Below are 14,044 nucleotides of genomic sequence, written 5' to 3'. Positions count from 1 at the left end.
GATATTCATGACCGAACATACCCACACGCATCCACACCACGGCCATCATCCCCATGCCGAAAAGAAAGGTAGTGAACTCCGCCTGGTCGCATGGGAAGTCACCCGAAACTGCAATCTTTCATGTGTTCACTGCCGAGCGTCGGCCACCATGGGCCCCTACACCGGCGAGCTGGAAACCGACGCCTGCCTGAGCCTCATTGACGACATCAAGGAGACGGGTGATCCGATCGTCATCCTCACCGGCGGAGAACCGCTTTTGAGGCCGGACATTTTCGAGATCGCCCGATACGGAACGGACAAGGGGCTTCGAATGGTCATGGCCCCCAACGGCACCCTGATCTCGGAGGCGGCAGCCAAAAGAATGGCGGATGCCGGCATCCGCCGGATCAGCATCAGCCTTGACGGCGCAACCCGTGAAAAACACGATGCCTTTCGCGGCGTCCCGGGTGCCTTCGAGGGCGCGCTGAAAGGCATCCGCATCGCCAAGGCCGTCGGAATCGAATTCCAGATCAATACGACCATCACGAAATCCAACCTGGATGAAATGCCCAAAATCCAGGCGCTGGCGGTTGAATTGGGGGCGGTAGCGCACCACATCTTTCTCCTGGTCCCGACAGGCCGGGGGAAATATATCGCCGATCAGGCTATTGACGCCGCCCAATATGAAACAGCCCTGAACTGGTTTTACGACCAGCGTGACAAAACGCCTCTCCAGCTGAAGGCCACCTGCGCACCCCATTACTACCGTATTCTCCGGCAGCGCGCGAGCGAAGAAGGAAAACAGGTGACCTTTCAGACCCACGGCCTGGACGCCGTAACCCGGGGCTGCCTCGGCGGAACCGGTTTCTGCTTCATCTCCCACACCGGCACCGTTCAACCGTGCGGCTTTCTCGAACTCGATTGCGGCAACGTAAAGCGGACTTCGTTCAAGGAGATCTGGAACCACGCCGAGCCGTTTCTCGCCCTGAGAAACGTTGACAACCTCACGGGAAAATGCGGATGCTGCGAGTACCGTCGGGTCTGCGGCGGATGTCGCGCCAGGGCTTATGAAGCCACCGGCGACTACCTGAGTGAGGAGCCCCTGTGCACCTATCAGCCGGCGTCCAAAAAACAAAAAAATTGATTGCTCCCGGGGGATGCGCCAGAGCGGCGGCCCCCTTTTTATCTGAGATGATTGCCGTCAACGATGCATTCCTCGATCTACCGTCCTGTTGCGCCGCCATCGCCCTTGATGCATGTCGTGCCGCGTTCAGTCCCGACGGTCCGCCCACGGCGAATTCAGAATACAGGCAACGGAGGGGATAGATGTACGAAAAATTTTTCGGGTTCAAGGAGAGGCCCTTTCAACTCGTCCCCAATCCCGCCTATCTCTTTCTGAGCCAAAGCCATGAGGATGTTCTGGCTCATCTGACCTACGCGGTCTCCCAGGGTGACGGTTTTGTTGAGATTACCGGCGAAGTGGGGACGGGTAAAACAACCCTCTGCCGCGCTTTTCTGGGGAGTCTGGAAGAGGGCGCTGAAGTCGCTTATATCTTCAATCCCATGCTTAACGCCGTGCAACTGTTGAAAACGATCAACGAAGAGTTCGGCATCGATTCGGCAGCGGACAGCGCCAAAGATCTGATTGACGGGCTGAACCGTTTCCTCATCGAAAAAAAGCGACAGGCTAAGCCCGTGCTCCTGTTGATTGACGAAGCCCAGAACCTCAACACGGGCGTCCTGGAGCAGCTTCGGCTCCTGTCCAATCTCGAAACCGATACCAGCAAGCTTCTCCAGATCATTCTGGTCGGACAGCCGGAACTCAGAGACGTTCTGGACTCATACGAACTGCGCCAACTGAGACAACGGATTACCCTGAGCTGCCACCTCAAGCCCCTCACCCTGAAGGAGACGGGTGACTATGTCAGGCACCGCGTCCAGATCGCCGCTCAAAAGCCCGGGGTAAAATTCTCCCGGAACGCCCTGAAGGCCATATACCGCTATTCAAGAGGGATACCGCGGCTTGTCAACATTGTCGCCGATCGGGCGCTGCTCACGGCTTACGGTCTCGGCCGACGGAACATCACAGGCCGGATCACCGCGGCCGCCATTCAGGAAATCTCTTCACGCGGCGGTCATGAAACCCGATGGGGATGGAAACGATGGACATGGGTATCGGCCGTTCTCGTCTGTGTCGCTCTTTCGGCGGTAGCCTTTCATCTGAACAAACCTTTCGACATGCCCATCGAACGCCGCCTGTTCACTCTCGAAGACGTCGGAGAAAAAGCGGGGGCGAACCCCGCGACCGCGGTTACAGCGACCCAAAGAGATACCGACGCCGCGCCCAGGGGAAAATCGGCCGGGGAAACCTTCGGGCCGGCCCGGTTGCCGGCGGCGCTGAGGGCAATGCCGTCGTCGGCAGGACCGAATCTTACAATTCCGGAAACGAAGCGCCGCAAGACGCTGGATGCGGATCCCACTGTCAGGCCTGATGCGCCCACGCCGCTCCCGACAGGAGCAGAATCGACGACAGCCTCCGAATCGGCTGTCGTCGAAACGGAACCCTTTCAAAAAACGCCTGCTCAGGACATCGCGGGAATCCTGGCCGCCACGGATCGGACAACCTCCCGTCAGCAGGCGCTCGAGGCTGTTCTGACCCAGTGGGAAGCCGACACCGATCTCCATCCCGCTCTGGAAGAAATCGATGACGCAGAGCTCTTTTTCCGGTTGGCTGCGGCGGAAAAAGGGCTTTCTCTTCACACCCTCGATCCAAACCTCAATGTTGGCCTCATCCGTCGCCTGAATTTACCGGTGATTTTTGAATGTCGTTCTCCTGCCGCGAAAGAAGCGGTATTCCTTTCACTGATTCGGATTGCGGGCGACGACACCATGGAATTTACAAACGGGGCCCACACGGCAAGCGGAAGATGGGATCAACTGAGGATTTACTGGACGAGAACTGCCTATATTCCCTGGAAAAATCTTAAGGGGCTGACCGGGGTCATTCCCTTCGATGCACCGGAGGCGTCGGTAACGGCGCTGAAAATGATTCTCAGGGACATCGGATATAAAGATATACTGATCACGCCGGCCTTCGACGAAGCGACCGAAACCGCAGTCAGGGAATTTCAAGCCCGGCATGGCCTGCCCGTTGACGGTATCGTGGGCCCCCTTACGTTGATCGCGCTTTACAACGAAACAGGGGCGGCCGGGATACCTCGCCTCGACACCGTCCATGGTATCAGTGGTAAGGAGGCGATCCATTGAGCGCCATACTGAAAGCGCTTCGGAAGCTCGAGCGGGAAAGCCTGGACGCCCGACAGCAAGAGAACCCTCTCCAGTCACTCCGCGGCCTCGTTCCTCGGAAAATGGCGAGGCGATCCCGCGGTTTGCTGATTCGAAATACCGTTTTCGGGGTTTTTGTCGCCATGTTTTTAGGGGCTGTTTCATGGACCCTCTGGCGTTATCCTGTCCTCGAAATCCGAAGCATTCCAGAAAAGGCAGCTCCTGCCGCAGAAGATTCGAATGCGTCAACCGCTGCACCCTCTTCCATCGACCTGTCGGTTTCTCCACCTCCCCCGCCGGCCTTCAACTCGCCTGATAACGCCGCTCAAAACCATAAGAAAAACCTTAAACCGCCCTCGATGCCGTCGCCTTCGATTTCTCCGTCGACCGCCAAGCCCCCCGTGAGTTCGCAGGTCAAATCGCTTGCTACGCCTGTCTCCAAGCCCTCAAAGGTCCCTGTTGCTTCAGATCGACCGGTTCAATCCGACGCCGTTTCTCCGATGCCGCCCTCGAAACAGATCCAGGAGACGCGCTCGGTCCCGAAAGCTCGAATCGACGCTCCGCCCGTCCATGCAGACCTGCCGGCAAAAAACCGTTTGCCCGTCACGGCGCGCTCCTCCGCCGGAAGCCATGAAGATATCCCCTTGAAATCACAGGATGACGCCGGGCTCGCCATTCAGGCACTCGTCTGGTCGACCGCGCCCGAAAATCGATTGGTGGTCGTCAACGGCAATATTCTGAAGGAAGGCGGTGCCATCAAAGGCGCGACGATCAGCACCATTGGAGAGGACTATATCGTTGTGACGCAAAACGGGGAGAAATGGAAGCTGAGGTTTCAGCTGAAGTAGCCGACCCCGAGCCGCTTCGTATCAAGCGACCCGGGGTGCCGACCCTTTTCGGGGTCTCCGGAAAGCGCGTTCCGGCCGGATCTCTTTATTTGCCGAGTGCCTCATTCATGAGGTTGCCGACCATCTGGTTGAACCGGGACGGATCATCGATTTTTCCTCCCTCGCTGATAATCGCCATGTCAAGGAGCAGCCTGCCGTAATCCGCGAGGATCGGATCGTTCGGATCCTTTTCAAACACGGTGTTGATTTTTTCGATAACCGGATGGGCTGTATTGAGTTCGAGAATCCGCTTGGTGTCCGGGACATGCCCTCCCGAGGCTTTGAGCAGTTTTTCCATGTAAGCACTCATGTCTTGAGCATCCCCCGAAAGGCAAGCCACCGACGCCTTGAGGTGAGATGACGCCCTGACATCCTTGACATGAGACGCGAGATGGGATTTGATTCGCCCGAAAAGGGCATTGAAGACATCCGTCTTCTCGTCATCCCCCTCGCCCAGCTTCAGATCACCCTTTTCCGCGCTCTTGAGCTTCTTGCCGTCATACTCCGTAAGGGATTGAACCACCCATTCGTCCACAGGGTCGGTCATGAGGAGGACCTCGAACTCCTTCGCCTTCAGTGCCTCCAGGTGAGGACTGTTCATCAGCATGGTGAGGTTTTCGCCGGTAATGTAATAAATCTCCTCCTGATCCGGCTTCATGTTAGCCACATAATCTTTTAGACGGACGAATTTATCCTGGGAACGGGTCGTCTTGAATTGAATAAGCTCGGCAAGCCGATCCTTGTTCTCCCAGTCGGAATGGAGGCCCTCCTTCAGTACGGGACCGAACTCCTGGTAAAAAGTGTCATACCGGGTGTCGTCGAGCCCCTTGAGGAGGTCCAGCACCTTTTTGACGAGGTTTTTACGGATATTGCGAACCAACCGATCCTGTTGAAGGATCTCGCGACTCACGTTGAGGTTCAGGTCCGGTGCGTCAACCACGCCCTTGATGAACCGCAAATACTCCGGCACCAGTTCTCTGCAGTCGTCCATGATGAACACCCTCTTGCAGTAGAGCTGTATACCGTGCTTTCGCTCCGGGAAAAACAAATCAAACGGTGCCTTGGCGGGAACATAAAGCAAGGCACTGTACTCGGTCACGCCCTCCAGCTTGACGTGGAGATGCGCCAGCGGATCGTTCCAGTCATGACTCAGATGCTTGTAAAACTCATTGTACTCTTCCGTCGAGACGTCGTTCTTGTTTTTGGCCCAGATAGCTTTCATCGAGTTGAGGGTCTCCTCGACCCGAACCTTTCGGGTGGTCCCGCCGATGGGCTTGCCGTCCTTGTCCTTGATCTGTTCCTGTTCCGGGATCGGCTCATCCCGCTCCACCATCATCGTAATGAGGTAGGCTACGAAATCGGAGTGTTTTCTCACAATGTCCCGAACCACCCATTCCTCCGTGTAGTCGTTGTCGCTCTCCTCTTTTGGCTTCAGTTTCAGAATGACGTCGGTTCCTCTTTCGGGCTTCTCCGCCGCTTCGACCGTGAAAGCCCCGTCCCCGCGGGACGTCCATCTGACCGCCGTATCCGATCCCGCAGCCCGGGTGATCAAGGTTACCTGCTCGGCCACTATGAACGCACTATAAAATCCCACCCCAAACTGACCGATGAGTTCGGGCGCCAGCGCATTCTGTTCCCTGACCTTATCAAGCGCCTCCAGAAAGGCTGCAGTGCCGCTTTTGGCGATGGTGCCGATGTTGTCCATAACCTCTTCGCGCGTCATGCCGATGCCGTTGTCGGACACGGTAAGCGTTCGTGCTTCCGGGTCAACGGCGATCCTGATCTTGAACTCCGTATCGTCGCCAAGAATCTCGGGATCGGTCTGTGACCTGAACCGCAATTTATCGACGGCATCCGATGCATTGGAGATGAGCTCGCGAAGAAAGATATCCTTGTTGGAATAGAGCGAGTTGATGATCAGATTTAATAGCTGCTGGACCTCTGTCTTGAACTGATGTGTTTCCTTGCCGGCTTGCATCATTCCTCCCGTTGATTCATCAAAATTGACTTGCAACTGCATCAAATTTTTTTCTTAAATAATTGGGAGGGGAGAGATGTTTGTCAAGCATCCGACACCGCCAGCCCACGATAAATCTTCTCCTGCTCGTCCAAAATCTCGCGTAGGATGCCCATGTGCGTCATCGGATTCATGATAACGGCCCTCAGTACCACCACTTTTTCATCCAGATGATTCAGGGTTGTCCGGGAGACGAAGCTGTTGCCCGTTTCCCGTTGGATGCGCTGAACGGCAATGTTGAGGTCATTCACCTGCCGGATCAATCGGGCTCGCTCCGTCGCCCCGGCATCCGCCCATCGCTGTCGAATTGCTTCGGGACAGATCCGGTAGGTCAGGATATTGAGCTCGGGCGGGGTGACCAACTCGAAGAGGGGGCGTCGATCAATCTCATCGGCAAAGGCGCGTGCGGTCTCGATTCCGTGTTCGATGAGCAGGGCATAGCCGCGGGTCCCCATGATTTCAAGAGCACTTCCCAGAACCAGCGAGGCGGCGGGTCGACTCCCTTCTAGGGATCGAATGCCCAAATCCACCGAACCGGGTCGATTGATATAGGCGGCGTGATAGGCGATCAAATCCATGATTCCCGGGTCCCGGAAAAAAACCATGCCGCAACCCATGGGCATGTAGAACTGCTTATGGCCGTCAATGGTAACGGAATCAGCACGGTCGATCCCTTTGAGCAGTCCTCTGTATTTGTCGGAAAGGAGGGTCGGACCGCCCCAGGCTGCGTCGACATGAAAGTGAAGCGTCTCCCGGGCACAGACGTCGGCAATGGCATCGAGAGGGTCGACCGTTCCGGTTTCGGTAGCACCGGCGATCGCCACGACGGCAAGAATCTGCGTCCGGGGGTTTTCGGCCTTCAGATTACGGATCACCGTCTCCAGGGATTCGGGATCCATCCGGTTGCGCCTTCCCGACGCTACGCGAATGACGTTCTCGTTGCCGATACCCAGAACCCCGCCGGCTTTCCGAAGAGAATAGTGGGCAAGCCCCGAGACCAGAATCACGCTTCGGTCGACGCCGTAAACCTTCTGGGCTGCGGCTATCCCCTCGGCTTCGATGCCCCTGAACCCTTCTTTCGGTTTAAAACAACGGTTCCGCGCCACCCACATGGCGGTCAGATTGGCCAGGGTCCCATCGTGGAGAAATCCGCCGAAGGTGCTTTCGGGAGATTGAATATGGGCCTCATAGAAAGCCCCGCTGTTGGCATAAATCAGCCGATGCAGCTTGGCCAGAACCTGACGTTCGATGATGGAGACGACTTTGGATGTCTCGATCTTGACGACATTCTGGTTGAGCGCCGCCGTAATGGTATGAAGGTGAACCATGAAGAACGGAATGGCTGATGTCATGTGACCGATAAAATAGGGGGAGGCCACATTGACCGCATGGGGGGCGATATTCTCGATAATCCCTTTGATGACGTCGGCCAGCTTCTTCTGGGGATGGCCGGAGATCCGGCTTTCCTTGAACCTTTCGGAAAGTTCTTCCAGACTCGCCTCCCGGGTAATGCCGACATGCTTCCTGAGAAATTCATGGAGACCGAAAAGGATCTGCTCCATGTATTTAACCAAGGCCCTGCGGGAGGCTTCGTCTTCCGGACGTATGAAAATCCGCTGCAGCGTTTCCCAGTTCGCCACCAATTCCGTCGTTTTTTGAACCAATGCAAAGATCCTTCCTCTATGTTGCGGCGGTGCCACCCAGGACCGCAAAGATTTGACCTGTCGGATGCCCGCCCGGGAGAACGCACATATCCGCTGGAGGCCTGAACGCCGTCCGTTGGATCACATTTCAATACCCTCCTCAACTTTCGACTTTCATGATGGTAACCGGATACAGGTGCCGGGAGGATACGGTCCGCGCCCCTTCAGCGGTGAGTTTTAGTGCCGCTTGAGCGCCGCGGCGGATCAGCGGCCCGGACTGTTTGAGCGCAAGCGAGTTTCCGGGCCGCCCGGAGCAAGCTTTAGCGGCACTTGAACGAAACCGCGTGGGGCGTGGGCCGTATCCTCCCGGTGCCGGCCTATGAAAATCGAAAGTTGAGTATCCTCTTTGCTCACGCCAACATTTTTAATTTTCCGTTATCTTTTCTTCAAATGCAACAGTTTCTTCGAACCCATCATCCTGATTCCGGATTCATCATACCCATCGATCGTATGGACACCCATACCGCATTTCGGGAGATTACCTGAAGAGGGATATGTCTGCCTTTGACTCCCATTTGTTTTATGGTATAGATTCTGGGAAAGAGATGGGCGGCACAGTGGGATGGGCGCAGAGAAAAGAACAAAAAAAGCCGTTTTGAGCGATATATTCTCGAAACGGCTTTGAATATTTTATTGGAGCCGACGAGCGGATTTGAACCGCTGGCCTGCTGATTACGAATCAGCTGCTCTACCAGCTGAGCTACGTCGGCATAGGAAGCTCTCTATTAATATGCTTATGAAACAAAATCAAGAAAAAATTTCCATCGATACCATCATCTCACGCATCGGCAAAAACACCGCCGCCGAATGCGCCGGACTTCCCGCCCCCTGCAAGGCCTATCTGATCGGCCGCATCTTCCGGGAAAAACCGGTCCCCATCACGGTCGTTCTGCCTTCGGCCAGGGATGCGGAGCGGTTCATCGAGGATTTTTCGTTTTTCTTCGGAGACACCGACCAGAATCTGCTCTATTTCGCACCCTACAACCTGTCGCCCTTCAAATTTGTTGCTTACCACAACAGCACCACGGCGGAACGCCTTCGAACCCTTTATCGACAGACCGTCGATCGGCTCCCCCACATCATGGTAACGACCATCGACGCCTTGCAACGAAGGCTGATCCCAAAATCTGCACTCACCGATTTCGCCGAGCTGATCATGGTTGGGGAGGAATTGGATCGGGATCAGCTAACGGCCAAATTGATCGCCGGGGGATACACGCAAACAGCAGTAGTGGAGGAACCGGGAGATTTTTGTGTGAGAGGCGGCATCATCGACATCTTTTCGCCGACATATCCAGAGCCGGTCCGCATCGAAATGTTCGGCGACCTCGTTGAATCTCTCCGTTTTTTCTCATCCACAAACCAACGCACACGCCATGCGGTCGAGGAGGTCGTCATCCTTCCGGCAAAGGAAGCCATCCTGAAACCGGATAAAATCAACGATATCATCGCCGGAATCCGGAAGCAGGCAAACCGGCTGAACATCCCTGCCGGTCGCACCCGGGAGCTTATCGACAACATCAAAACGAAGGGGCATTTCCCGGGAATCGAAGGACTTTTGCCCCTCGTCTACCCCCGGCTGGACACCCTTTTCGAATACATCCCCCCCGACACGCTCTTTGTCCTGGCCGAGCCCGCGGAGCTCAGAACCGCGGCAGAGGAGGCTCTTACCCAGGCCGCGGAAAGCTTCGCCGCGGCGAATGCCGACAACAGGATATGCGTGGCGCCCCGGGAACTCTATCTCGAATGGGCGGACATCCGGGAGCGTCTCGCCGGCAGGCGTCGTCTGGATTTGAGACTTCTGCCGCTCACCGCCTCTTCCGGTTCCGACATGGCGGCTCGATACCATTTTTCCATATCGGACACGACGTTCTTCAGGGAAAAGCTCGTTCGCACCAGGGAAAGCGAACAGCCCTTTTCTCCCTTGCCGGACTGGATCGGTGAACAGCGGAAAAATGATCTGACAACGGTTTTCGTCTGCGACAACAAAGCCCGCGCCTCACGGCTGACCGCCCTTCTCGCCCCTTACGGCATCGCGCCCACCTCGCTGGAGGCGTTCCCGGAAACACGAAAAGTCAAGGGCGGGGTCTACCTTCTCAAGGGCCGGCTTTCGTCCGGATTCACATGGCCTTCGGAGGCTTTTTCGGTCGTTGCGGAAAAGGATATTTTCGGCCCCTCCGCCCCCAGGAGAAAGACGCCTCCCCGAAAGGTCCGGACAGAGCTGCTCTCCCTGGAGGAACTGAAAACCGGTGATCTCGTCGTCCATTCGGAGCACGGCATCGGCCGATATCAAGGGCTTAAAAAGCTGACCCTCAACCGGATGGCCAACGATTTTCTCGAGATCCTCTACAAGGATGACGACAAGCTTTATCTGCCGGTGGACCGCATGAACGCGATCCAGAAATATATGGGCATCGACGGTATCGAACCCATTCTGGACAAAATGGGTGGAAACTCATGGAACGCGGTCAAAAGCAACGTCAAGAAATCGGTCGAGAAGATCGCGGGAGATCTGCTGAACATCTATGCGGAACGTTCAGTAAACAAAGGATTCGCGTTCAACCTGGCCACCGTTGATCTCGCGGAATTTGAAGCCGGATTTCCTTTTGACGAAACCCCTGACCAGACCAGAGCCATTGAGGATGTGCTCGATGATATGCGGAGAGAAACCGCCATGGACCGCCTCATCTGCGGGGATGTGGGATACGGCAAGACCGAGGTCGCTCTTCGGGCCGCTTACGTGGCCGTTTTCAACCAGAAACAGGTGGCGATACTGGTGCCCACAACAGTGTTGGCGGAACAGCATTTCGAAACCTTTTCCCAACGGTTTCAGAACTACCCCATCAACATCGCATGCCTGAGCCGGTTTCGCTCGATGAAGGAACAGCGAACGATCGTCGAAGGCGTTGCCGCCGGCAGCGTGGATATCGTGATCGGAACCCATCGACTGCTTCAGAAAGACATTGCCTTCAGAGACCTGGGGTTGATCATTCTCGATGAGGAACAGCGTTTCGGGGTCAAGCACAAGGAACGGCTGAAATCCTTTCGAAGCACCGTGGACGTGCTGGCATTGACCGCCACCCCTATTCCGAGAACACTGCACATGTCATTGACGGGAATCCGCGACATCTCCGTCATCTCGACCCCACCGGAGCAGCGCCGGCCCATCATCACCTACATCTCGGAACTCGAAGACAGCATTATCCGGGACGCCGTCCGGAAGGAACTGAAGCGGAAGGGACAAATCTTCTTTGTTCACAACAACATCCAAACCATTGACCGGATGGCGGATCGGCTCAGAAAAATCGTTCCCGAAGCCCGCCTGGACATCGCCCACGGCAGAATGGGTGAAGATCTTCTCGAAAAAGTCATGCTGCGCTTTCTCTACCAGGAAATCGATATGCTGATCTGCACGACCATCATTGAATCCGGTCTCGACGTCCCGGCGGCCAACACCATCCTGGTCAACCACGCCGATCGTTTGGGCCTTGCCCAGATTTATCAGCTCAGAGGACGTGTCGGACGGGGCGAGGAGCAGGCCTTCGCGTATCTCTTCATTCCGGAAGAGAGCAGCCTCAGCAAAGACGCACAGAAGCGCCTGAAGGTATTGATGGAGCACAGTGATCTGGGATCGGGGTTCCAGATCGCCATGAGCGATTTGAAAATCCGAGGCGGCGGCACCATTTTAGGCGCCTCCCAGTCGGGTCATATCGCCGCCGTCGGGTACGACATGTTTCTGAAGCTGATGGAGGATGCCGTCGCCGAGTTGAAAGGAGAGCCGATATCGACGCCCCTGGAGCCGGAAATCAACATTCCCATGTCCTTTTTCATTTCCGAGGGTTATATCCCGGATATTGATCAGCGCTTGAACACCTATCGGCGCCTGTCAAAGATGAGCACCCTGAAGGAGATCTCCGATTTTCGGACGGAATTGATCGATCGTTTCGGCTCCATGCCCGATGAAACCGGAAACCTTCTTCTCAAGATGATGCTGAAAATCCTTGCGACAAAAGCCGGCGTCAAGCGCCTCGATTTTCTGGAAAACGCGCTGTCAATCCACTTTTCCGAAGCGCACCAGAAAAATCCCTTCGGTATAGTAGACCTGATCACCGAACGGTCCGACCGATTCACCTTTACGCCTGACCAGATCCTGAAAGTGAAGCTTTCCGGCCATTCCATCGGCAGCCGGCTGACCCAAACAAAAAATATCTTGAAAGAAATTACCCGGCGTGTTAACGGCTGAACGATTCGACCCTCCGGCGAACCGCGAACAACCGCTGGTGTTCAGGTCACAATGCCGGATGCCGTCTGAGCCTTCATGCCTGAAGACGGGAGAAGGACATCGCCCGCCATCCTTTTCCGGATACCGCAGGAAGCACACCCGGCCCCTCCGCAATGGAAACGTCAACACGAGGACGCCGTCGAATTCCGGTTCCACAATGTTTTTTTGATTGTAACCCCAAGTACAAGAAACACAAGTGAGGCATGGCTCCGAAATCCCGCCTAAAAGCGAATCCCCTTCTTTTTCTCATATTCATCATCGCTCTTGAATGTTCGTGCGTTGGATGCTCCCCGGAAAATCCAACCGAAACGTCGGCGTATCTCATTCGAATCGGCGGGACCGTCCTGACCGAAGCAGATTTCGATCAGTCCTTCGATTTTCAGAAAATCGCCTACGGCGATGCTATCGCAGATCCCGTGTTGTGGAAGCAGGTCAGACAGGATATTTTCAAGGAACTCATGATTCGGGCCGTCATGCTGGAGAGAGCGCGGGAGACGGGAATCCGTATATCGCCCCAGGAGACGGAGGCCGCCGTTCAGGCTATTCAACAAGCCTATCCGCCGGGGGAATTCGAAAAGACCCTTCTGGAATCCGCCGTTTCCTTCCGGAGTTGGCGTAACGAGCTGAAAACACGGCTGCTCATCGACAAACTGCTCCAAAAGGATATCGCTATCCCGGAAATCGTTGCTCCCGGAGTCGCCGATGTTGACAGAAAGACGGAAGAACGATTACAAAGAGACGGTGTGGAAGCCGCCTATCCTTCCTGGATCAGGAAGCTTCGGCGGAAATATCCTGTCGACGTCAATGACGCGGCAGTGCACCATATCCTTAACCGGCAACCGACAATTTCATCCAAGTGAGACACAAATGTTCAAAGAAAAAATCATTCCCTGCAAACGGTTTATCGGGTGTGGGGTATACCTTGCCGTCTTCGTTGGGCTTTATCTGCTGATCGTCGGCACATCGGACGCCCGGGCGGAATCCAAGATCATCGACCGCATCGCCGCGGTGGTTAATGATGATGTGATTTCCCTGTATGAACTGAACCGGGAAATGATCCCTTATCTGGAGCGTATGCACGCTCTTGGGTACACCGGGGATCAGGAAATCGCGGCACAATACAAACTGAGGGAGGATGTTCTCAACCAGTTGATCGACAAGAAGCTTACCGACCAGGAGATCAAACGGCTCAATATCACGGTGAGCGAAAAAGAGATCGACAACGCCGTCGAACGGATCAAGGAACGGGGGTTCAGAACCGAAGAAGACCTGATCGAGGCCCTCAAACAGCAGGGGATGACCCTCCCCGAATACCGGACGCGTGTAAAAGAGCAGATCCTCAGGACCAAGTTGGTCAATCTGGAAGTCAAATCCAAAATCGTGATCACCAAAGACGACATCGCCGATTATTTCGAAACCCATGCCGATGAGTATCGTTTCGAAAAAAAATATCACCTCAGAAACATTATCCTGACGGTCTCTCCACTGGCCGATGAGGCCGAAAAAGCGGCTGTAAGAGAAAAAATGGCGTCCATCCGAGAGGAATTTCTTGCGGGAAAATCCTTTGCCGACCTGGCCGGACGACATTCGGAATCGCCCATGGCCGAAAAGGGGGGATATCTCGGAGAGTTTGAATTCAGAGAAATCAACGAGACGCTTCAGTCCATTCTCGCCGACAAGGACGCCGGCGATATCACCGATATTCTGGAAACACCCCAGGGATATCAGCTGTTTTATATCGAAAACATCACCAACTCCCCGGGGAGATCCCTTGAAGAAGCTGCACCGGAGATCGAAGAAAAGCTTTACAACGAAGTCGTCAACAAGGAATTTCAATCCTGGCTTTCAGATTTGAGGGAAAAATCCCTGATCAAGATTATCCGTTAAACCG

General features: G+C 55.2%; 8 protein-coding genes and 1 tRNA gene. 6 read left to right on the top strand and 3 right to left on the bottom strand.

Features of this window, described 5'->3' with window-relative positions; genetic code table 11:
* The first annotated feature begins 7 nt into the window (after nucleotides 1-7).
* From ahbD to dmul_RS06010, 3 genes are all read left to right on the top strand, one after another.
* Nucleotides 8-1,123, top strand: coding sequence for a heme b synthase (gene ahbD, locus dmul_RS06020; RefSeq protein ID WP_020876620.1), 1,116 nt, complete (start codon nucleotides 8-10; stop codon nucleotides 1,121-1,123).
* 182 nt (nucleotides 1,124-1,305) lie between these two features.
* Nucleotides 1,306-3,246 (top strand): ExeA family protein, encoded by a 1,941-nt coding sequence (locus tag dmul_RS06015; protein WP_020876621.1) that lies wholly within the window; start codon nucleotides 1,306-1,308, stop codon nucleotides 3,244-3,246.
* Complete coding sequence (locus tag dmul_RS06010) at nucleotides 3,243-4,112, top strand: general secretion pathway protein GspB (RefSeq protein WP_020876622.1); 870 nt, start codon at nucleotides 3,243-3,245, stop codon at nucleotides 4,110-4,112. Before dmul_RS06015 ends, dmul_RS06010 begins: the two co-directional genes overlap by 4 nt.
* A gap of 85 nt (nucleotides 4,113-4,197) precedes the next feature.
* Here dmul_RS06010 and htpG read toward each other — a convergent pair whose 3' ends face one another.
* The 3 genes from htpG to dmul_RS05990 all read right to left on the bottom strand — a co-directional run bounded on the left by htpG (nucleotide 4,198) and on the right by dmul_RS05990 (nucleotide 8,581).
* Nucleotides 4,198-6,132, bottom strand: a complete 1,935-nt coding sequence (htpG, locus tag dmul_RS06005; protein WP_234979141.1) for a molecular chaperone HtpG — start codon at nucleotides 6,130-6,132, stop codon at nucleotides 4,198-4,200.
* Between the two features lie 80 nt (nucleotides 6,133-6,212).
* Nucleotides 6,213-7,832 (bottom strand): pyridoxal-dependent aspartate 1-decarboxylase PanP, encoded by a 1,620-nt coding sequence (gene panP / locus dmul_RS06000; RefSeq protein WP_020876624.1) that lies wholly within the window; start codon nucleotides 7,830-7,832, stop codon nucleotides 6,213-6,215.
* A gap of 673 nt (nucleotides 7,833-8,505) precedes the next feature.
* Nucleotides 8,506-8,581 (bottom strand) — tRNA-Thr (locus tag dmul_RS05990).
* Nucleotides 8,582-8,601: 20 nt separating this feature from the next.
* On the opposite strand from dmul_RS05990, the gene mfd reads away from it, so the two are divergent.
* The 3 genes from mfd to dmul_RS05975 all read left to right on the top strand — a co-directional run bounded on the left by mfd (nucleotide 8,602) and on the right by dmul_RS05975 (nucleotide 14,040).
* A complete protein-coding gene (gene mfd / locus dmul_RS05985; protein ID WP_020878120.1) occupies nucleotides 8,602-12,114 on the top strand; it encodes a transcription-repair coupling factor in 3,513 nt (1,170 codons plus the stop codon).
* Nucleotides 12,115-12,356: 242 nt separating this feature from the next.
* The gene (locus dmul_RS05980) at nucleotides 12,357-13,013 is read left to right on the top strand and encodes a SurA N-terminal domain-containing protein (RefSeq protein WP_020878121.1); all 657 of its coding nucleotides are present in this window, start codon (nucleotides 12,357-12,359) and stop codon (nucleotides 13,011-13,013) included.
* Between the two features lie 7 nt (nucleotides 13,014-13,020).
* Nucleotides 13,021-14,040: a SurA N-terminal domain-containing protein gene (locus dmul_RS05975; protein WP_020878122.1), complete on the top strand. Its 1,020-nt coding sequence runs from the start codon at nucleotides 13,021-13,023 to the stop codon at nucleotides 14,038-14,040.
* Nucleotides 14,041-14,044: the final 4 nt, after the last annotated feature.

The organism is Desulfococcus multivorans, from assembly GCF_001854245.1.
Classification (GTDB): domain Bacteria; phylum Desulfobacterota; class Desulfobacteria; order Desulfobacterales; family Desulfococcaceae; genus Desulfococcus; species Desulfococcus multivorans.
This window is presented reverse-complemented; position numbering and strand designations above follow the sequence as displayed.

Coding starts and splice junctions, on each gene's coding strand:
- mfd (WP_020878120.1), top strand. CDS start 8,602: ATGCTTATGAAACAAAATCAAGAAAAAATTTCCATCGATACCATCATC.
- dmul_RS06015 (WP_020876621.1), top strand. CDS start 1,306: ATGTACGAAAAATTTTTCGGGTTCAAGGAGAGGCCCTTTCAACTCGTC.
- ahbD (WP_020876620.1), top strand. CDS start 8: ATGACCGAACATACCCACACGCATCCACACCACGGCCATCATCCCCAT.
- dmul_RS05980 (WP_020878121.1), top strand. CDS start 12,357: ATGGCTCCGAAATCCCGCCTAAAAGCGAATCCCCTTCTTTTTCTCATA.
- dmul_RS05975 (WP_020878122.1), top strand. CDS start 13,021: ATGTTCAAAGAAAAAATCATTCCCTGCAAACGGTTTATCGGGTGTGGG.
- htpG (WP_234979141.1), bottom strand. CDS start 6,132: ATGATGCAAGCCGGCAAGGAAACACATCAGTTCAAGACAGAGGTCCAG.